At 63.9% G+C, this 18,998-nt stretch carries 19 protein-coding genes; 8 read left to right on the plus strand and 11 right to left on the minus strand.

The window, feature by feature from the left end; translation table 11 throughout:
• Positions 1-15: 15 nt before the first annotated feature.
• Positions 16-717, plus strand: a complete 702-nt coding sequence (lexA, locus tag H8B03_RS12145) for a transcriptional repressor LexA (RefSeq protein ID WP_193142146.1) — start codon at positions 16-18, stop codon at positions 715-717.
• Here lexA and H8B03_RS12150 read toward each other — a convergent pair.
• Positions 711-2,804, minus strand: a complete 2,094-nt coding sequence (locus H8B03_RS12150; RefSeq protein ID WP_319022478.1) for a ComEC/Rec2 family competence protein — start codon at positions 2,802-2,804, stop codon at positions 711-713. The two genes, lexA and H8B03_RS12150, sit on opposite strands and share 7 nt — an antisense overlap.
• 153 nt (positions 2,805-2,957) lie before the next feature.
• On the opposite strand from H8B03_RS12150, the gene gltX reads away from it, so the two are divergent.
• On the plus strand, positions 2,958-4,361 hold the full coding sequence (gene gltX / locus H8B03_RS12155; protein WP_193142148.1) for a glutamate--tRNA ligase: 1,404 nt from the start codon (positions 2,958-2,960) through the stop codon (positions 4,359-4,361).
• Between the two features lie 79 nt (positions 4,362-4,440).
• Entirely contained in the window at positions 4,441-5,736 is a 1,296-nt protein-coding gene (gene gltA, locus H8B03_RS12160) for a citrate synthase (protein ID WP_193142149.1), read from the plus strand.
• A 63-nt stretch (positions 5,737-5,799) separates the two neighbouring features.
• Here the strand turns inward: gltA and H8B03_RS12165 are convergent, their stop codons facing one another.
• On the minus strand, positions 5,800-6,357 hold the full coding sequence (locus tag H8B03_RS12165; RefSeq protein WP_193142150.1) for a pyridoxamine 5'-phosphate oxidase family protein: 558 nt from the start codon (positions 6,355-6,357) through the stop codon (positions 5,800-5,802).
• Positions 6,358-6,492: 135 nt separating this feature from the next.
• Between H8B03_RS12165 and purB the strand changes: the two genes are divergently transcribed.
• From purB to H8B03_RS12185, 4 genes are all read left to right on the plus strand, one after another.
• A complete protein-coding gene (purB, locus tag H8B03_RS12170) occupies positions 6,493-7,794 on the plus strand; it encodes an adenylosuccinate lyase (protein ID WP_193142151.1) in 1,302 nt (433 codons plus the stop codon).
• 65 nt (positions 7,795-7,859) lie between these two features.
• Positions 7,860-8,024 (plus strand): chitin-binding domain-containing protein, encoded by a 165-nt coding sequence (locus H8B03_RS12175; RefSeq protein ID WP_193142152.1) that lies wholly within the window; start codon positions 7,860-7,862, stop codon positions 8,022-8,024.
• A gap of 74 nt (positions 8,025-8,098) precedes the next feature.
• Positions 8,099-9,175 carry a flagellar motor switch protein FliG gene (locus tag H8B03_RS12180; protein ID WP_193142153.1) on the plus strand — a complete coding sequence of 359 codons (1,077 nt, stop codon included), beginning with the start codon at positions 8,099-8,101 and terminating at the stop codon, positions 9,173-9,175.
• A 73-nt stretch (positions 9,176-9,248) separates the two neighbouring features.
• Positions 9,249-10,166 carry a lysophospholipid acyltransferase family protein gene (locus H8B03_RS12185; RefSeq protein ID WP_193142154.1) on the plus strand — a complete coding sequence of 306 codons (918 nt, stop codon included), beginning with the start codon at positions 9,249-9,251 and terminating at the stop codon, positions 10,164-10,166.
• Here the strand turns inward: H8B03_RS12185 and H8B03_RS12190 are convergent.
• Complete coding sequence (locus tag H8B03_RS12190; protein ID WP_193142155.1) at positions 10,118-10,822, minus strand: thioredoxin family protein; 705 nt, start codon at positions 10,820-10,822, stop codon at positions 10,118-10,120. The two genes, H8B03_RS12185 and H8B03_RS12190, sit on opposite strands and share 49 nt — an antisense overlap.
• Positions 10,823-11,041: 219 nt before the next feature.
• Here H8B03_RS12190 and acnA point away from each other — a divergent pair, with 219 nt between their 5' ends.
• Complete coding sequence (gene acnA / locus H8B03_RS12195) at positions 11,042-13,813, plus strand: aconitate hydratase AcnA (RefSeq protein ID WP_193142156.1); 2,772 nt, start codon at positions 11,042-11,044, stop codon at positions 13,811-13,813.
• 319 nt (positions 13,814-14,132) lie between these two features.
• On the opposite strand, the gene H8B03_RS12200 is transcribed toward acnA, so the two are convergent.
• The 8 genes from H8B03_RS12200 to secF are packed head-to-tail and all read right to left on the minus strand — an operon-like array spanning position 14,133 to position 18,997.
• Positions 14,133-14,669 carry a DsbE family thiol:disulfide interchange protein gene (locus H8B03_RS12200; protein ID WP_193142157.1) on the minus strand — a complete coding sequence of 179 codons (537 nt, stop codon included), beginning with the start codon at positions 14,667-14,669 and terminating at the stop codon, positions 14,133-14,135.
• On the minus strand, positions 14,662-14,823 hold the full coding sequence (gene ccmD / locus H8B03_RS12205; protein WP_193142158.1) for a heme exporter protein CcmD: 162 nt from the start codon (positions 14,821-14,823) through the stop codon (positions 14,662-14,664). Before ccmD ends, H8B03_RS12200 begins: the two co-directional genes overlap by 8 nt.
• On the minus strand, positions 14,820-15,548 hold the full coding sequence (locus H8B03_RS12210; protein ID WP_193142159.1) for a heme ABC transporter permease: 729 nt from the start codon (positions 15,546-15,548) through the stop codon (positions 14,820-14,822). The genes ccmD and H8B03_RS12210 overlap by 4 nt, the downstream gene beginning before the upstream one ends.
• A 51-nt stretch (positions 15,549-15,599) precedes the next feature.
• Positions 15,600-16,256, minus strand: coding sequence for a heme exporter protein CcmB (gene ccmB, locus H8B03_RS12215; RefSeq protein ID WP_193142160.1), 657 nt, complete (start codon positions 16,254-16,256; stop codon positions 15,600-15,602).
• Positions 16,253-16,867, minus strand: coding sequence for a heme ABC exporter ATP-binding protein CcmA (ccmA, locus tag H8B03_RS12220; protein WP_394355471.1), 615 nt, complete (start codon positions 16,865-16,867; stop codon positions 16,253-16,255). The genes ccmB and ccmA overlap by 4 nt, the downstream gene beginning before the upstream one ends.
• A gap of 49 nt (positions 16,868-16,916) precedes the next feature.
• Positions 16,917-17,276: an Mth938-like domain-containing protein gene (locus tag H8B03_RS12225; protein ID WP_193142162.1), complete on the minus strand. Its 360-nt coding sequence runs from the start codon at positions 17,274-17,276 to the stop codon at positions 16,917-16,919.
• Between the two features lie 4 nt (positions 17,277-17,280).
• Positions 17,281-18,033 carry a sulfite exporter TauE/SafE family protein gene (locus tag H8B03_RS12230; protein WP_193142163.1) on the minus strand — a complete coding sequence of 251 codons (753 nt, stop codon included), beginning with the start codon at positions 18,031-18,033 and terminating at the stop codon, positions 17,281-17,283.
• Complete coding sequence (gene secF / locus H8B03_RS12235) at positions 18,026-18,997, minus strand: protein translocase subunit SecF (protein WP_193142164.1); 972 nt, start codon at positions 18,995-18,997, stop codon at positions 18,026-18,028. Before secF ends, H8B03_RS12230 begins: the two co-directional genes overlap by 8 nt.
• Position 18,998: the final 1 nt, after the last annotated feature.

Raw genomic sequence — 18,998 nt, forward strand, 5'->3', positions numbered from 1 at the left:
AGGCGGAGCAGCCCCATGTTGACCCAGAAACAGCTGGATCTTCTGCAATTCATACACACGCGATTGCAGCGGGAGGGCGTTCCGCCCTCCTTCGACGAGATGAAAGAGGCGCTGGATCTGCGCTCAAAATCCGGGATCCATCGGTTGATCACCGCGCTGGAAGAACGTGGGTTCATCCGGCGACTGGCCCACAAGGCGCGCGCGATCGAGATCGTGAAACTGCCCGAAAGCCTGGAGAACAAATCCTTCCGGCCCAAGGTCATCGACGGCGACAGGCCGGACGGGCCACGACCGCGCGGTTCCGTATCGGTCGAGGGCAGCGCGGGGAACCTCGTGCCACTGCTCGGCAAGGTGGCGGCCGGGGGGCCGATCCACGCGATTTCCGAAGCCAGGGCGGAAATCACCGTGCCGCCCAACCTGCTGGCCGGAAATGGACCGCATTATGCGCTGGAGGTTGACGGGGATTCGATGATCGAGGCCGGCATCAATCCCGGCGATGTGGTTATCATCCGCGAAGGCACCATGGCCGAGAACGGCGATATCGTCGTGGCGGCGTTCCAGGATCACGACGAATACGTGGTGACGCTGAAAAAGTTCTTCCTGCGCGACAGCCGGGTGGCGCTGAAAGCCGCCAATCCGCGCTATGAGGATCGCATCCTGCCACGCGATCAGGTCGAGGTGCAGGGCCGCCTTGTCGGCTTGATCCGCAGCTACTGACCGGGCGGCGCGTTCAGCGCCAGCCGCACGGATTCGACAATTCTCAAGGCCTGCGCCGGATCCTTCTGACCGGCACGGGTCCACAGGCGGTTGCCAGCCCGCACCTTGGCGGCTTCGACGCGCCAGGCGTCTTGCTGTCCCCAGATGGCCAGCGCGCCGCTTTTTCGCAGTGCATCGGGATCGAGGATCAGGCACGGGCCGGAAATCTCCCGTGTCGGGGTGACAAGCATCTGCGCGCTCGCACACGCGGCCGAGCGCCCTGAGGCCCATCGCATCTGGGCGCTGTTCACCGGCACGACCATCGCCTTGCCGTCCAGGTCCGCCTGCGCACGGTCATAGGCTGCGATCCGATCCCGATCCTGACCATCGTTTTCCAGCCACGCCAAGGCAGCATATCCGTCGCCGCGCGGCTTGTTGAGCGCGCGTCCCGCTTGCGTCATCACCCCCACCAGTCCCCCGGTCTCGGCGATCAGCAGAAAGGGCCTTTCGACCCGGCTCCACACCCCGAAGGCCAGCGCGATCACCGCCAGACCTAGCACCGCCGACCGGGTGCGCCACAGCATCAGCCACAAGGCCCCAAGGGCAAAAACGGGCAGGAACATCGCGGGTGGGCTGGGCACGAATTTCAGGGCGTTCTGCAGACCCGCCACATGCCCGGCCACCGTCAGTATCCAGGTGATGCCCTGCCCCATGATCCACAATGCGGGCTGGGCCATCCCGACCAGCCCCAGCACCCCGGCCAGCACTGCCGCCGGCGCCACGACACTGCCCATCACCGGCACCGCCAGCAAGTTGGCGATCAACCCGTACGAGGCAATCTGGTTGAAATGCGCCGCCGCAAATGGCGCAGTCGCCAGCCCGGCCACGGCGGAAGACAGCACCAGCGTGCCCACCACCCGCAAGGGCCGCCAGACCCGCGGCAGATCGACCGCGCGCAGCCACCCGAAGGTCCAGACCAGCGCGGTCGTGGCCGCAAAGGACATCTGGAACCCCGGCCCCATCAGGGCCTCTGGCCTGAGCACCAGCACTATGGTGGCCGCCAGCGCCACGGCGCGCAGGGTGATGGCCCGCCTGTCCGCCAGCACGGCGGCCAGCATCACCGCCACCATGATGAAAGCCCGCTGGGTCGACACAGACCCCCCCGACAGGGCCAGGTATCCGGCGGCGGCCAGCAGCGCACAAATCGCCGCGATCTTCTTGCCGGGCCATCGCAGGGCCAGCGGCGGGACCAGCGCGATGGCGGCCCGCACCGCGCCGAAAACCACGCCGGTCAACAACCCCACGTGCAGCCCCGAGATCGCCAGAAGATGCGCCAGGTTGCTGTTGCGCATGGCATCCATCGTCTCGCGCGACAGGGCGGAACGGTCGCCGGTCACGATGGCGGCGGCCATGGCCCCGGCCTGTCCGGGGATGCGCGCCTGGAGCCGCGCCGACAGGGAAAGCCGCACCTGCCCCAGCCAGACCGCCGGGCTGCGGGCATCGGGCCGCGCGACGACCAGAACCGGGTTGCGGGTATAGCCCACCGCGCCGATCTGCTGAAACCACGCGTGGCGGCGGAAGTCGAAGCCCCCCGGCTCGACCGGTGCCGAGGGCGGGCTGAGGTGGCCGGTGGTCATCACCCGCAATCCCGTCTCCGGCTCAACATCATGCGGCAGCCCGTGCAGCGAAATGCGCACCCGCGCCGGTGTACGATGGCGGGACAGATCGCCCAGCGTGACCTGATCCAGCGTCAGTCGCAACTTGTCACTGATCGACCGATCGATCTGTACGATACGTCCCTGGATCGGGCCGTAGAAGCGGTATTCCAGCACCGGTGCGGCCACCAGATGTGCGCGGGTGCCAGCCCAGCCAAAGGCCAGAAGCATCAGCGCAAGGGCGGTCCAGAGTGGCCCGGTGGTCTCGGACCCGCGTCGCGACAGGATCGCGGCCAGCAGACCCAGCCCGGCGGCGATCCCCAGACCCGCTACCGAAGGCTCCTGTGGCACGGCGAAATACGCGCCGATGCCCACGGCCATCGCCACCGGCACCCAAAGGAACAGATGCCCGCGTTGCGCCGCGATCTGGATGGCGATCGGATTGCCTGTCACTGGCCGGTCCGCCCGGGCATGGTCTTGCACCTCCGTTGCTCCGCAACTGTTTCCGGTCGTGGTTGCCATGCGGTTAACGGCGCTTCGGCGCGTGCGGGTTTACCCCCCTTGGCATCCGCTTTAAGGGACATCTCAGCAGCCAAGGAGCCCCAGATGACCGCCCCGCATGTCGTGACCCGTTTCGCCCCGTCCCCCACTGGCTATCTGCACATCGGCGGGGCCAGAACCGCGCTGTTCAACTGGCTGTACGCGCGCGCCCGTGGTGGCCAGTTCCTGCTGCGGATCGAGGATACCGACCGCGCCCGATCGACCCCCGAGGCGACGCAGGCCATTCTGGACGGCATGTCCTGGCTGAAGCTGGATCATGACGGCGAGGTCATCAGCCAGGCCGCGCGCGGCGACCGCCATGCCGAGGTTGCCCATGCGATGCTGGCCTCTGGCCATGCCTACAAGTGCTTCTCGCCGCAGGAAGAGATCGCCGCCTTCCGGGATGCCGCCCGTGCCGAGGGCAAATCGACCCTGTTCCGCTCGCCGTGGCGCGACGCCGACCCGGCCACCTTCCCGGACGCGCCCTATGTGGTCCGCCTGAAGGCTCCGCGCGACGGAGAGACGGTGATCGACGATCAGGTGCAGGGCAAGGTCACCTTCCGCAATTCCGAGCTGGACGACATGATCTGCCTGCGTTCGGACGGAACGCCGACCTACATGCTGGCCGTGGTGGTGGACGATCACGACATGGGCGTCACCCATGTGATCCGGGGCGACGACCACCTGGCCAATGCGGCGCGTCAGACACTGGTTTATCAGGCCATGGGCTGGCCGCTGCCGGTCTGGGCACATATTCCGCTGATCCACGGCCCTGACGGCAAGAAACTGTCCAAGCGTCACGGCGCGCTTGGCGTCGATGAATACCAGAAGATGGGCTATCCCGTCGAAGGCATGCGCAACTATCTGTCACGGCTGGGCTGGAGCCACGGCGACGACGAGGTTTTCACCACGGCACAGGCGCTGGAGTGGTTCGATCTGGATGGAATCGGCAAATCCCCGGCCCGGTTCGACTTCAAGAAGCTGGAAAACATCTGCGGTCACCAGATGGCCATGACAGACGATGCTGCACTGTTGCATGAAATTGAGGCATATTTGAATGTGACCGGGGCAGATCGCCTCACGCCCACTCAGGTCGAGGGTCTGGGGGCTGCGCTCTATTGCCTCAAGGATCGCGCGAAGACCATACCGCAACTTCTTGAAAAAGCGCATTTCGTACTGGCGGAGCGGCCCCTGGAACTTGACGCGAAATCGGCCAAGACGCTCGATCCGGTATCCATTGGTATACTGAAAGAATTGACGCCGCATCTGCAAAATGCTAGTTGGTCGCGCAATGCGCTGGAGGAAACTGTAACAGCGTTTGCAGAGGCAGGGGACATCAAGATGGGCAAGATCGCACAGCCTTTGCGGGCCGCGCTTTCTGGTCGCGCTGTATCCCCAAGCGTTTTTGACATGATGCTGGTCATCGGGCGGGACGAGACTCTGGCCCGGCTGGCAGATGTGACTGGCTAAGGCCGATTTCCGGCCTTGGTCACCGACAGACACGAGCGATACGACTAGCGCGTGCCGCGCGTCATACAAAGGGACAATCATGGCTGACACGACTAAGACCGCGACCCTGAGTTTCGGCGACACCACACTGGAGTTGCCGCTTCACTCGCCCTCCATCGGGCCGGATGCCGTTGACATTAGCTCGCTCTACGGTCAGGGCCACGTCTTCACCTACGATCCGGGGTTCACCTCGACTGCGGCCTGCCGTTCGACCATCACCTATATTGACGGCGAAGAAGGCGTGCTGCTGCACCGGGGCTATCCGATCGACCAACTTGCGGCCAAGTCGCACTACCTGGAAGTCTGCTATCTGCTGCTGTACGGCGAACTGCCCACGGGCACCCAGCTGGAAGACTTCGAGCGTCGTGTCACCCAGCACACCATGCTGCACGAGCAGATGCGCAACTTCTTCTCGGGCTTCCGCCGCGACGCGCATCCGATGGCCATCATGGTCGGGATCGTTGGCGCAATGTCGGCCTTCTACCATGACAGCACCGATATTGCCGATCCGTGGCAGCGCGAAGTCGCCTCGATCCGCCTGATCGCCAAGATGCCGACCATCGCTGCCTGGGCGTTCAAGTATCACGTGGGCCAGCCCTTCGTGTATCCGCGCAACGATCTGGACTATGCCTCGAACTTCCTGCGCATGTGCTTTGCCGTGCCCGCCCAGGAATACGAAGTGAACCCGATCCTGAGCCGCGCCATGGACCGGATCTTTACCCTGCACGCCGATCACGAGCAGAACGCCTCGACCTCGACCGTGCGTCTGGCCTCTTCCTCGGGCGCCAACCCGTTCGCCTGCATCGCGGCCGGCATCGCCTGCCTCTGGGGTCCGGCCCATGGCGGCGCCAACCAGGCCTGCCTGGAGATGCTGAAGGAAATCGGCACCCCGGATCGCATTCCGGAATACATCGCCCGCGCCAAGGACAAGAACGATCCGTTCCGCCTGATGGGCTTTGGTCACCGCGTGTACAAGAACTTCGACCCGCGCGCGAAGGTGATGAAGCAATCGGCCGACGAGGTGCTGGATCTGCTGGGCATCGAGGACAACCCGACCCTGCAGGTGGCCAAGGAGCTGGAAGCGGCCGCCCTTGCCGATCCGTACTTCGCCGAAAAGAAGTTGTTCCCGAACGTGGACTTCTATTCCGGCATCATCCTTGAGGCCATGGGCTTCCCGACCTCGATGTTCACCCCGATCTTCGCGCTGTCGCGCACCGTGGGCTGGATCTCGCAGTGGAAGGAAATGCTGGGCGATCCCGAGCAGCGCATTGGCCGTCCGCGTCAGCTTTACATGGGTGCTACCGAGCGTGACTACATCGACGTGGAAAACCGCTGATCCAGCGGCCCCGCGACCAACAGGAAAGCCCCGGCATCGGCCGGGGCTTTCTCGTTTCCGGGCTCAGCCCGCGTCGGGCCTGATCCCGGTAGGCGCCCCGTCGATTGTCTGGCGGTTCTTGCGCTCTTGATAGGCCTGAGTGCCGTCCGGGCCAAGTGCAACGAAATGCGCGACCAGCTGGTCGTCCGCGCGATCTTCGACAAAGTCCATCAGCGGCACCCCCATCCCGCACGAGCTTTGCACCAGATCGATCCGCAGATCGAAGACCTGCCGGGCGCCCGCCACGTCCGGGAAATGGCCATAGGCCCAGTCCCAATCCGCATCGAAATCATGGATCGCGCGCGCCTGTCCATAGACCCGCAGGATCAGCGGCTTGCCGTCGAAGGCGCACCACATCAGCGTCATCCGGTTGGTATCGCGCAGGTGGCCTGCGGTTTCATTGCCGCTGCCGGTCAGGTTCAGCCACAACAGCCGGTTGTCATCCAGCACCCGCAGGCTGTCCATGCCCTTGGGCGAGACGTTCACCCGCCCCTCGCGCGCGGCGGTGCCCACGAAAAAGATGTGCTGCCGGGCGATGAATGTCCGGAATGCTTCGGTCAGGCGGGGAAACTGCTTTGCCATCTTGGGGCCTTTCACACTTGTTCAGCACCAGCCCTACCGCATTCGCCGCAGGCACAGAACCCTTGCCGCCTTGCCGCCGCGTCCTGCTTTGTCTAGGTAGACCGCGATTCCACGACATTCCTGAAAGGCGCGCCCATGATCCCCCGCTATTCCCGTCCCGAGATGGTCGCCATCTGGTCCCCGGAAACCAAGTTTCGGATCTGGTACGAGATCGAGGCCCACGCCTGCGACGCCCAGGCCGAACTGGGGGTGATCCCGAAGGAAAACGCCGAGGCCGTCTGGAAAGCCAAGGACGTGGAATTCAACGTCGACCGCATCGACGAGATCGAGGCCGTCACCAAACATGACGTCATCGCCTTCCTGACCCATCTGGCCGAGATCATCGGCAATGATGAAGCCCGCTTCGTGCATCAGGGCATGACCAGTTCCGACGTGCTGGACACCTGTTTCAACGTGCAGCTGGTCCGCGCCGCCGACATCCTGATCGCCGACATGGAAAAACTGCTGGCCGCCCTGAAGCGTCGCGCGATGGAACACAAGATGACCATCCGCATCGGCCGCAGCCATGGCATCCATGCCGAGCCGACCACCATGGGCCTGACCTTCGCGCGCTTCTACGCCGAGATGGATCGCAACCTGAACCGCCTGAAGAAAGCCCGGATGGAGATCGCCACCGGTGCCGTCTCCGGCGCGGTCGGCACCTTCGCCAACATCGACCCGGCGGTCGAGGAACACGTCTGCGCCAAGCTGGGGCTCGAGGTCGAGCCGATCTCGACCCAGGTGATCCCACGCGACCGGCACGCCGCCTTCTTCGCCGCCCTTGGCGTGGTGGCCAGTTCCATCGAGAACGTCGCCACCGAGATCCGCCACATGCAGCGCACCGAGGTTCTGGAAGCTGAAGAGTTCTTCTCGAAAGGTCAGAAGGGCTCTTCGGCGATGCCGCACAAGCGCAACCCGGTGCTGACCGAGAACCTGACCGGTCTGGCCCGCCTGGTGCGCATGGCCGTGGTTCCGGCGATGGAGAACGTGGCGCTCTGGCACGAGCGCGACATCTCGCACAGCTCGGTGGAACGCAACATCGGCCCCGACACCACCATCACGCTGGATTTCGCATTGGCGCGCCTGACCATGGTGATCGACAAGCTGGTGATCTATCCCGACAACATGATCGCCAACATGAACAAGTTCCGCGGTCTGGTGCATTCGCAGCGCGTGCTGCTGGCCCTGACCCAGAAAGGTGTCAGCCGCGAAGACAGCTATCGTCTGGTTCAGCGCAACGCCATGAAGGTCTGGGAACAAGGCGCTGATTTCATGGAAGAACTGAAGGGCGATCCGGATGTGACCGCGGTGATGTCCGTGGCCGAGATCGAAGACAAGTTCGACCTTGGCTATCACACCAAGCACGTCGATACGATCTTCAGCCGCGTCTTCGGTTAGGCGAAAATTTTGAAGCCAGCGCCCTTCGTGCTACATTCTCCGTCGTACAACGAAGGGAGTCGATCATGAAGATCAAGACAGCAATCGTGGCCTTGGCGCTGGCCACCCTGCCCGGGCTTGCCGTGGCGGACTATTGCCAGCACGGCAAGGAACAGCGGGCGTCCTCCTGTGCCCAGGGCTTGACGTGGGATTCCGCGACGCAACGCTGCACCCCCGGCACCACAAGCTGATAATCTGCCGCAAGTAACGGCAGATTAAACCTGTTGAGACTAGGCTCGGCCCACCTGCAGAACGCGGAGGGTCCATGTCTCAACCTGTTGTTTCCCAGTCACCTGTTTCCAGCCCTGCTGGCGCTCCGCCGATACCGGCCCGCCGGCCCCGGCAAGTCCTGACCAAACGGCAGAAGGCCGCCGTTATCGTCCGGCTGCTTCTGAAACAGGGCGCGAAATTCTCGCTCGACGATCTGCCCGAGGCGCTGCAGATCGAACTGACCCATGAAATGGGCGCCCTACGCAGCATCGACAAGGACACCCTCGATGCGGTGGTCGCGGAATTTATCCAGGATGTGAACGACGTCGGAGCGGCCTTTCCGGGCGGAATCGAAAACGCGCTTGAGTTGCTCAACGGCGCGCTCAGCCCCGATGCCCTGCGCCGTCTTCGGTTGCAAACCGGTGTCGTAGTTCAGGGCGATCCCTGGAAGATGATCGAAGGGCTGGAGGTGCCGCAACTGGCCGAGATCCTGCAAAAGGAAAGCATCGAAACCTCGGCCGTGGTGCTGGCCAAGCTGCCGGTGCCGACCTCTGCCGCGATCCTTGGCCATCTGCCCGGCGAATTGGCGCGGCGGATCACCTATGCAGTCTCCACCACAGGGGCGGTCGATCCTGAAACCGTGCGCACCATCGGCCATGCGATCGCGACCGAGATCGCCACGGCAGAACTGAAAGCCTTCGAGGAAGAACCTGTCAGCCGGGTTGGCGCCATGCTGAACTTCTCGCGTGCCGAAACCCGCGACCGGGTGCTTGACGGGCTGGTGGAGGAGGATGAGAGCTTTGCCACGCAGGTTCGCAAGGCCATCTTCACCTTCAACGACATCGAGACCCGGATCACTCCGCGCGACGTTCCCAAGATCACCCGCGCCGTGGATCAGCAACAACTGGTGATCGCCATTGCCGCCGCGCTGGCGTCCGAGAAAGAACAGGCGTCGGCCGAATTCATCCTCAACTCAATCTCCAAACGCATGTCGGAACAGATCCGCGAGGATGCCGAGGATCTGGGCCGGGTCAAACCCGAAGACGGGGAAACCGCCATGGCTGCGGTGGTCGGCGCCATCCGCGATATGGAGCAGGCTGGGGAACTGACCCTCATCGCCCCCGAGGGATAGGCGCCGCCCCGTTGCCCAGCCTTGCCGACCCGCGTATAGCATCGGCAACGGCTGGGATCGGAACGGGAACACCATGGGGAAGAACCGCAAGGATGACGCGCCCAACCCTTTGCATCGCTGGGCTATTCTGGCGCTGGTACGCGCACCGCTGCTGCTGCCCTACGGCCTGCGCGGGCCGGTGGTGGGCTGGCTGATGTCACGCATCGCGGCCCCCATCGCGCGCTATGATCAACGGGTCATCGACAACCTGAACTACGTTCTGCCGGATATGGACCCGGCTGAGGTCAAGCGCCTGTCGCGGGCGGTCCCGGCCAACACCGGACGCATGTTGATCGAGATTGCCTCGGGGACAAAATTTACCGACCGGATCTCCAAGATCGAGATGCAGGGTCCCGGCCTGCCCGCGTTGGACCAGGCCCGCGCCGAGGGCCGGCCGATCATCGTGGTCTCGGGCCATTTCGGCAATTTCGACGCCGCCCGCGCCGCATTGGCGCAACGCGGCCACCAGATCGGCGCGCTCTATCGTCCGGTGGACGATCCGGTGCTGGACACCGAATTTCACACCGTGCTCAGCCGCATCGCCGCCCCGGTCTTTCCGCGCGGCCGCAAGGGTCTGGGCGCGATGTTGCGATTCCTGCGCAAGGGCAACACCGTGGCCATTCTGTTGGATCAGTTCGTCCATGAAGGCGCCGAAGTGAATTTCTTCGGCAAGCCCGCCCCGACCTCAACCTCTGCGGCCGAGATGGCGCTGAAGTACGGCGCGCTGCTGATCCCGGTCTATGGCATCCGCACAAAGGACGGGTTTGACATCATTGCCGAGGCACCAATCCCGCCCAGTGATGCAATCACCATGACCCAAGCCATCAACGACAGTCTGGAGGCGCGGGTGCGCGCGCATATGGATCAATGGTTGTGGATTCACCGGCGCTGGAAGCCCGAGCTTCAGCGCACGCGGGCCGCCGCGAAAACCGGCCCCGGGCCGTCAGCCTGAAGCAAGACCGCGCCTTCGTCATCACCCGGATAGGGTGCCTCCAGCCGGGCCGGCGCGGTGCCTTCCCATTCGGCCAGCGGCGTCCATTGGGTCACGATGTTGACATAGTCCATCACGCGCCCCGTGTTTTCGCCGCCCCGGATCGTGACGCGGGCATGGGGGGTGAAGCGCACCAGGACCACGCGCACGGCGCCCGGCCCCTTGCCATGCGGCGCCATCGACACTTCCAGCCGATCCCCGGTGCGGGACACCGACAGTTCGGCCTGCTTGGCCAGGGTCTTGTGGGCGTTGATCGCGGCCATGGTCTCGACCGGCTTGAACCCGGCAATATCGGTCTGCCCGCCGATGATCATCTGCGGTGTATAGATCATCGACCGGCCCGCATGATGCGCGTAAGCCTTCTGTCGCTTGGTGAATTTCGGCGAGGCGAACTTGTCCGGCCAGCCGATATAGTCCCAGTAATCCACATGCAGGGCCAACGGCAGCACGTCCTCGCGCGTGGACAATTCCATCAGCAGGGCGTCGGCGGGCGGACAGGAGGAACATCCCTGCGAGGTGAACAGTTCCACCACCACCGGGCCGGGTTGAGGCTGCGCCGCCACCGGGCTGAGCCATCCCGAAATCACCACCAGCAAAACCGCCAACCGCATCATCATGTCCCGTTTCGTCCCCACACTGTAAGGGTGCACATTAGGCCAGCCCTTGCTTGTGAGCCAATCACCGTTTCGCGAGAGAAAAAGCGTCGCACTCAGGCGGGGTTGCACATTGTGTGCATTGGTATACAAAGCGCGCGAGACCCCGCGCAACGCCGCTCCGACTCGTCGGGGCGGACCGCGATCAGCAAGAGCCCGTCAGATATTGGGAGGCCAGATTCCATGACCGTCATCGTCGGCAAAGACACAGCCAAGACGCGTAAGACCCTTACCGTCGGCGACAAATCCATCGCATATTACTCGATCCCCGCCGCGCAAGACGCAGGCCTCGGGGATTTTTCCAAGCTTCCCGCCGCGCTGAAAGTGGTGCTTGAGAACATGCTGCGTTTCGAAGACGACGGTTTCACCGTCTCTGTCGACGACATCAAGGCTTTCGCCGAATGGGGCGCCAAAGGTGGCAAGAACCCCCGCGAAATCGCCTATCGCCCGGCCCGCGTTCTGATGCAGGACTTCACCGGCGTTCCGGCCGTGGTTGACCTGGCCGCCATGCGCGACGGCATCGTTGCCCTGGGTGGCGACGCCAACAAGATCAACCCGCTGAACCCGGTCGATCTGGTCATCGACCACTCGGTCATGATCGACGAATTCGGCAATCCGCGCGCCTTCCAGGTGAACGTGGACCGCGAGTACGAGCGGAACATGGAGCGTTATACCTTCCTGAAATGGGGTCAGAGCGCCTTCAACAACTTCCGCGTTGTGCCGCCGGGAACCGGCATCTGCCACCAGGTGAACCTGGAATACCTGGCCCAGACCGTCTGGACCGACGAAGACCAGAACGGCGAAACCGTCGCCTACCCCGACACGCTGGTCGGCACCGACAGCCACACCACAATGGTCAACGGCCTGGCCGTTCTGGGCTGGGGTGTCGGCGGGATCGAGGCCGAGGCGGCGATGCTGGGCCAGCCGATCTCGATGCTGATCCCCGAAGTCGTCGGCTTCAAGCTGACCGGAAGCATGATGGAAGGCACCACCGGCACCGACCTGGTTCTCAAGGTCGTCGAACTGCTGCGCGCCAAGGGCGTTGTCGGCAAGTTCGTCGAATTCTACGGTGACGGCCTGGATCGTCTGCCGCTGGCCGACCGCGCCACGATCGCCAACATGGCGCCGGAATACGGCGCAACCTGTGGCTTCTTCCCGATCGACGACGAAACCCTGCGCTACCTGCGCAACACCGGCCGCGACGAAGATCGCGTGGCGCTGGTTGAAGCCTATGCCAAGGAAAACGGCTTCTGGCGCGACGCCGATTATGCCCCGATCTACACCGACACGCTGGAACTGGACATGGGCACCATCGTGCCCGCGATCTCGGGCCCGAAGCGCCCGCAGGACTACGTGGCCCTCGACGCCGCTGCGCAGACCTTTGGCAAATACATTACCGGTCAGCGTCCCGGCTGGAAAGCCGACGACGAGGACAAGAAGGAGTGGACCGACGAAGGCGGCGCAATCGCACCGCGCAACATCCCCGGCGACAAAGGCAAGCACAAGCGCGCCAAGGTCAAGGGCGAGGACTACACCATCCACGATGGCACAATCGTCATCGCTTCGATCACGTCCTGTACCAACACCTCCAACCCCTATGTCATGATCGGGGCGGGCCTCGTTGCTCGCAAGGCGCGTGAACTGGGCCTGAACCGCAAGCCCTGGGTCAAGACCTCGCTGGCGCCGGGTTCGCAGGTCGTGTCGGCCTATCTCGAGGCCGCCGGCCTTCAGGAAGATCTCGATGCGATCGGCTTCAACCTTGTCGGATATGGCTGCACCACCTGCATCGGCAACTCCGGTCCGATCCAGGCCGAGTTGTCCGAAGCGATCAACGAATGCGACATCATCGCGACCTCCGTTCTGTCGGGCAACCGGAACTTCGAAGGCCGGATCAGCCCCGATGTGCGCGCCAACTATCTGGCCTCGCCGCCGCTGGTCGTCGCCTATGCCCTGGCCGGGGACATGAACATCGACCTGACCACCCAGCCGCTGGGTCAGGACAAGAACGGCAACGACGTCTACCTGAAAGACATCTGGCCGACCTCGAAGGAAGTCGCCGATCTGGTCGAAGAAACCGTGACGCGTGACGCTTTCCAGTCGAAATACGCCGATGTGTTCAAAGGCGACGAGAAGTGGCAGGGCGTCGAAACCACCGACAGCCTGACCTACGACTGGCCCGCGACCTCGACCTACGTCCAGAACCCGCCGTACTTCCAGGGCATGGGCATGGAGCCGGGTGTGATCTCGAACATCGAGAACGCCAAGGTTCTGGCGATCCTGGGCGACATGATCACCACCGACCACATCTCGCCCGCCGGGTCGTTCAAGGACACCACCCCGGCCGGGAAATACCTGATCGACCGTCAGGTGCCGGTACGCGAGTTCAACTCCTACGGCTCGCGCCGCGGCAACCACGAGATCATGATGCGCGGCACCTTCGCCAACATCCGCATCAAGAACGAAATGCTGGACGGCGTCGAGGGCGGCTACACCAAGGGCCCCGATGGCGAACAGACCTCGATCTTCGACGCCTCGATGGCCCATCAGGAAGCCGGCACCCCGCTGGTGATCTTCGGGGGCGAACAGTACGGCGCGGGCTCGTCGCGTGACTGGGCGGCCAAGGGCACGGCTCTGCTGGGCGTCAAGGCCGTGATCGCGGAAAGCTTCGAGCGTATCCACCGCTCCAACCTGGTGGGCATGGGCGTCATCCCGTTCGAGTTCACCGGCGGTGATACCCGCAAGACGCTGGGCCTGAAGGGTGATGAAACCGTGTCGATCTCGGGTCTGGACACGATCCAGCCGCTGCAGGACGTGCCCTGCACGATCACTTACGCGGATGGCACCACGAAGGTCATCACGCTGAAGTGCCGGATCGATACCGCGGTCGAGATCGAATACATCGAGAACGGCGGTGTTCTGCACTACGTGCTGCGCAACCTCGCCAAGTCGGCCTAAGACACGAAGGGCGGTCCGGAGCTGAAACTCCGGGCCGCCTACGCAGCGCAGTAGATACTGAAATGTCGATCAGGCACCGTTCCACTGGACGGTGCCTTTTCCGTTTGGGGCATTGTCAGTCGGCAAGGCGGGCGGGAATCCCGCCCGGCGATCATGATCGCGCGCAAACACGCTGGTCATTTGCCAGCGGCCCACCCGATTTAAGGAATTGTGTCATGTCGCGCGGCACCCTGACCCGCAGCGTGCCCGGTCCGAGACGGATGTCACGGACCTGTTGGAAGGGGAGCGCGCGCGGCTGCGACGCGCGGTTTGACCAGGCTCAGTTCGCCGCCTGCTCCATCGCGGGTCGGATGGTGCTTTCCAGCGCGCGTTCGGTCACCGGACCGGCAAAACGGGTCACGATACGGCCGTCGCCGTCGATGACAAAGGTCTCCGGCACGCCATACAGGCCCCACTCCAGCCCCATGCGGCCCGACCCGTCAGCCCCGACCGTGGTATAGGGATCGCCCAATTCGGCCAGAAACCCCAACCCCTTGGCATCGGTATCCTTGTAGTTCACCCCGTGAATCACCACGCCCTCGGCGGCCAGCGCTTCAAGGATCGGATGCTCCACCCGGCAGGGCGCGCACCAGCTGGCCCAGAAGTTCACCAGTTTCACGCCGGGCTCCTGCAGCATCTCGGCGGTAAACACCGGCTTGTCGCCCAGTTGCGTGACCTGCACCACAGGCGCGGCCTTGCCGGCCAGCGCTGTCGGCAGGGCATCGGGGTTTTCCCGCTGCATGCCGAAGAAGAACAAGGCGGCAAGTCCGGCGAACACCACCGGCGGCACCACCATCAGGGGAGACATCCTAGCCATTGGTTTTCCTTTGCCGATCTTCCACTTGCCGAAGGGCGTCGCGCAGCCGGGCATTCCGGCGCAGGCTCAGCACCACCAATCCGACCAAAAGGCCCAGCGATACCGCGTAGGCCGAAATGACCTCGGCGGCGTATTTTCCCAGTTCGGGCATCATGCCATCCGCTCCCGGTTCAGCAGGGCTTTCAGGCGACGGGCGCGAATCTCGGTCCGGGTGCGCAGCAGCACCAGCGCCAGGAACATCAGGACAAACCCGGCGATGCAGACCAGAAGCGGCAGATAGAAGACGTCGGCCACGTTCTCTTCCTTGTCCAGCGACAGCGAGGCCCCCTGGTGCAGCCCCTGGTTCCAGAACAGCACCGCATAGCGCGACAGGATGGCAAAGACCGACCCCACAAGGCACAGGACCGAGGTCAGATCGGCCGCCGTGTCGCCATTCTCGACCGCTTCCCACATGGCAATATAGCCCATGTAGAACAGCGCCAGGATCAGAAAGGATGTCAGGCGCGGGTCCCAGGCCCACCAGGTGCCCCACATGGGCTGTCCCCAGATCGCCCCGGTGATCAGCGCGATCACGGTAAAGGTCAGCCCCACCGGAGCCGCGGCGCGCGCCGCCAGGGCGCTGACATGGTGACGTCGGATGATCCAGACCAGCGACGCCACCAGCATCATCAGCCAGGCGTTGATCGCCATCAGGGCGGCCGGCACATGCAGGTAGATGATCTTGACGGTCGAACCTTGCCGGTAATCCTCGGGCGTGAAGAAAAAGCCCCAGATCAGCCCGACGACCAGACATGCCAAGGAAAGCCCGGCAACCCAGGGCAACAGCCGAGACGACAGCTGCATGAACCTTTTCGGATTCGCGAATTCCCAGAACGACATGTCAAAAACCGGTGCTACAGAGTACGGGTCTGTTCTATGCAAGCCCTCTTGTTAGCGCAAATTGATGCGCAGGGCTGCGGCTGCGGCAAAGGGCATCAATGCCAGCGTTCCGGCGCTGATCCCGGCCAAAAGCACCAGTGGCGTGCCCACATCAAGGCCCGCGGCCCCCTGCGTGGCGACTTGCGCGCCGAAGATCAGTGTCGGCACGTAAAGCGGCAGGACCAGAAGTGACAGCAGCAGGCCGCCCCGTTTCAGCCCGACAGTCAGGGCTGCCCCGAAGGCACCGATCAGGCTCAGCGCCGGGGTGCCCACCGCCAATGAGATCACCAGCCAGCCAAAGCCCGCGGGCGGCAGGTTCAGCAGAACCCCCAGCCCCGGCGCCAGAAGGGTCAGCGGCAGACCGGTGGTCAGCCAGTGCGCCAGCGCCTTGACCACGGAGACGCCTTCCAGGGGGACCGGCGCCGTGGCCAGCAGATCCAGCGAGCCGTCTTCGAAGTCCAGCGCGAAAATGCGGTCCAGCGACAGCAGGCACGACAGCAGCGCGCCGATCCACAGGATGCCCGGCGCGATCCGCGCCAGCACATCGGCCTCTGGTCCCACGCCGAAGGGCACCAGCACCGACAGAACAAGGAAAAACGCCAGCCCAAGGCCAAACCCGCCCCCGGCCCGCACCGCCAGCACGAGGTCACGACGCAGCAGCGCGATCATTCGAAAGCCTCCTCGAAGCCGCCGGCCGACATCCGGCCAATGGCGCGATAGGGCGACAGGTCCAGCACCAGCCCGTCCAGCCCCAGATCAATGTGGGTGGCCATGATGGCGGCGCCGCCTGCGGCGCAATGGGCCTGAACCGAGGCCGCGAACATCTTCACGCTGGCCGCATCCAGCGAGACCGTCGGCTCGTCCAGCATCCAGATCGGCCGTCCCGTCACCATCAGCCGCGCCAGACCCAGACGCCGCCGTTGACCGGCGGACAGATTCTGCGCCTGCCGCTCGACCAGACCTTCCAGATCGAAGGCCGCCAGTGCCGGGGCAATGTCGCCCTGCCCGAACACCCGTGCCCAGAATTCCAGGTTCTCGACCACCGTCAGGGTGGCCTTCACCCCGTCGGAATGGCCGGTATAGGCGACCAGATCCGGTGCCATCTCGATCTGGCCCTCGACCGGCGGCTGCAAGCCCGCCAGGGTGCGCAGCAAGGTCGTCTTGCCGATTCCGTTCGGCCCGCGCAGCACCAGCGCCTGTCCCGCCTCAAGATCCAGATCGACGCCTTCCAGCACCGGGACCCCGCCACGCGCCACGCAAACCCCGCGCACGCTCAGCATGACCAAAGATCCTGTTTCGGTATGGACCATCCGTAGACACAGCTTCCTGTCACGTCACTGGCCTCGCTGCCAGACCGACCCGCCGCCCTTCGGACAGAAGAACGTTGTAGCTGCGGCAGGCTTGCGGGCTGGCCATTGGTTCCAGACCGATCCCTGCCCCTTCAAGGGCCTCGCGAAAGGCGGTGGGCAGATAGGTCATCTCGCTTCCGGTGCCGATGAACAGCACATCCAGATCGCCGGCCGCGGCCATCAGCGGGTCCAATTCGTCATACCCTTGCCAGATCGCCGGGTCATGGTCGGGCAACAGCAGCAGACCCCCAGTCAGCACCTTGCCACCAACCCGGAAAAAGCCGGGGCCATAACCTTCGACGGGCATTCCATCGCGAAAGCGGATTTCATTCAGACGCATGCTCTCACCTCCAGATCGGCAGCCCGGACAGGGCCGATGCCCCGATCACCGAAAAGGCCACCCCGCGATACAGTCGCTCGTGCTCGGGTCGGAATATCCAGCCGCCCAGCATGTTGCCCAGCACAGATGGCACGGTCAGGATTACCCCCAACCCCAGCGGTACCAGCGCCAGCATCCCTTTCACCCACAACGCCACGAGCAGCAGCACATCATAGAGAAACAGGTAAACCATGATCGAGGCGCGGACCATCGACGCCGGATGCGGTGCGGCCAGATACAGCAGGATTACCGGCGGCCCCGGCATACCGGTCAGTCCGCCCAGAAACCCGGCCATCCCGCCGGTGGCGGTTACCAGGCGCGGCCCCACGGGTCCGCGATAACGCAGCCCGCTCAGCAGGCAGGCCAGCATGACCAGCGCAAGTCCCGAGACCACCCAGGCAAAGACATCGGCCCGCACCTGCACCAGAACCCACAGTCCCAGCGGCAAGGTGATCACCGTCGCCCCCAGCATCAGCGTGATATCGCGCCGATTGGCGATCCGCGCCGCACGCGGCAAGTTGGGCATGGGTCCGAATATTTCCATTACCATCAACGCCATGATCGCCCAAAGCGGATCAAGAAACCGGGCTGCAACCGGCATGAACACCAATGCCGTGCCAAACCCGGAAAACCCGCGAACGATTCCCCCAACGAAGGAAGCCGCGATCAACCATCCCAAGCCCGGCAAGGCCAGAACCTGGGAGATCAGATCAGGCATCGATATCGGCGAACTGCGTCCCGGCCTTGGCGTCCGGCTTGGACCAGTCGCGTTTCACACCCAGCTTCAGCAACACCGCCGAGGCCACGAAAATCGACGAATAGGTGCCGATCACTACGCCCCAGATCATCGCAAAGACAAATCCCCGGATCACATCCCCGCCCAGCACGAACAACGAAATCAGCGCCAGAAGCGTGGTGACCGAGGTCATCACCGTCCGGCTCAGGGTCTCGTTGATCGACAGGTTCAGAACGTCCTTCAACTCTGTCTGCTTGAAGCGGATCAGGTTCTCGCGCACCCGGTCGAAGACCACCACGGTGTCGTTCAGCGAATAGCCGACGATGGTCAGCAGCGCGGCGATGATCGCCAGGTCGAACTTGATCTGCAGCACCGAGAAGATGCCGATGGTAACGATCACATCGTGGATCAGCGCGGCCACGGCGCCGACCGAGAATTGCCATTCAAAGCGCAACCAGATGTAGAACAGCACCGCACCGATGGCCAGAACCACAGCCAGGACCGCCGATTGCACCAGTTCGCCGGACACTTTCGGGCCGACCGATTCGACCGACGGGAAGGTGATGGACGGGTCCAACTCCTGCAAGGCGGCCTCGACCGCCAGCACGGTTTCGGCGGCGACGCTGGCATCGCCATCGCCCTGCGCCTCGATCCGGATCTGGGCCACATGTTCGTCTTCGCCGAATCCGGCGTCAAAGACCTCGGTGATCGACACATCGCCCAGTCCCAGCGGCGCAATGGCATCCCGATAGGCGGCCACGTCGATGGGCTGGCTGCTTTCGGTGCGGATCGTGGTGCCGCCCCGGAAGTCGATGCCATAGTTCAGCCCGATCACCGCGAAGGCGACGAGGGACGCCAGAACGGCCAGCACCGACAGGCCGAAGGTGATCTTCCAGGTGCGGAAGAAATCCCAGTTGGTCTCGGCGGGTACAAGTCTCAGGCGCATC

Source organism: Meridianimarinicoccus sp. MJW13 (genome assembly GCF_014901205.1).
GTDB lineage: Bacteria > Pseudomonadota > Alphaproteobacteria > Rhodobacterales > Rhodobacteraceae > Meridianimarinicoccus.